Below are 1408 nucleotides of genomic sequence, written 5' to 3'. Positions count from 1 at the left end.
CAGCAGTTCCCCGGGTAAGGTGTACACGTAAGGTGAATAAAGAATCTTCTTCCGCGCTGTAAGCTCATTTCCCTACGTGGAGTAGTTTAGTTGCATGAGCAGCAAAAGTTACCAGCAGTATCGGTCGGAACTCACCTTGGATTCGGTAATCCAGCAGAATTATCAGGCCTTTTCGGCTATTCCGGATCCCCGTAATCGGGTGATCGGCCAGATGCTCCCCGACATCTGCCAGGCGGGCTTCGCCTTGTTTCACCTGAAGTTCCCTTCGCTACTGGACTTCGATTCCCAGACTATTGTCCAGCGGCAGAATCTCCGCTCCGTCTATGGCCTCCAACAGGTATGCAGCGACACCCAATTGCGCCGCATGCTCGATCAGGTGGCCCCCCACTACTTCCACCGGCGCATCACGCAACTCATCCAACACGATTTTGCCCGCGTAGGGGGTGCCCGCCAGTTCCAGGTCCTCGATGGCCGGCTGATCCTTAGTCTTGACGGGGTGGAGCATTTCCGTTCCACCCGGATCCATTGTGGGGCTTGCCTTACCAGAGATTCGACGAAAACCGGACGGTCCTACCATCACCAGATGCTCTGTGGCAGCATCGTTCACCCCCACGAATCGACGGTGTTTGTTGCCGTTGCCGAACCCATCATTCAGCAGGACGGTAGCCAGAAAAATGATTGTGAGCGCAGCGCCGCCAGGCGGGTCATCGACACGGTATCCAAGGTTTACCGAAACTATAAATTTCTGGTGGTCGCCGACGGGTTATACAGTTGTGGCTCCCTGGTCAGGCAGCTTACTGAGGCGGGTCATGACTTCATCATCACGGCCAAACCCGGAGATCATCAGGCGTTGTTCAAACACTTCGAAACCTGGTCGGTCCGGGGAGCTACGTCAAAACTTACTCGCCGGGAGGGCCGAACTACTCATCGGTTCGAATGGGCTACTGGACTGAGTCTGAACGGGAGCTGGGCGCAAATGCGACTTAACGTGTTGCACTACGAGGAGGAGATAGAGGGGTCCAGCGGGAGAAAATTGCGCTTCACTTGGGTGACCAACCGCGCCATTAACCGCAACAACGTCATGGAACTCATGCGCATCGGTCGGAGTCGTTGGAAGATCGAAAACGAAACCTTTAATACCCTGAAGAATCAGGGGTACCAGTTTGAGCACAACTACGGGCACGGGGAGCAACACTTGGCTACGGGCCTGGCCTACTTGATGCTGTTGGCCTTTCTAGTCGACCAGTTAATGGAACTCTGTAGCCAAAAATTTCAGGTAATTTTAAAAGCCGCCAGAACGCGCGTTAAAGTATGGTTTACCCAACGCGCCTTATTCACGACCCAGCCGTTCGAGGATTTTTCAGGTATATACGGACGATTAGCCGAGCTCTTTGGCGTACAATTGGTC

1 protein-coding gene is annotated in these 1408 nt (G+C 54.0%); it reads left to right on the top strand.

Features of this window, described 5'->3' with window-relative positions; translation table 11 throughout:
• Positions 1–94: 94 nt before the first annotated feature.
• Positions 95–1408: transposase (locus tag GGR28_RS18835; RefSeq protein ID WP_183497385.1), on the top strand; the 1314-nt coding region annotated here is incomplete at its 3' end.

It is taken from the genome of Neolewinella aquimaris, assembly GCF_014197245.1.
Taxonomy (GTDB): Bacteria; Bacteroidota; Bacteroidia; order Chitinophagales; family Saprospiraceae; genus Neolewinella; species Neolewinella aquimaris.
The sequence above is the reverse complement of the archived record's forward strand: the minus strand, read 5'-3'. Positions and strand labels throughout refer to the sequence as shown.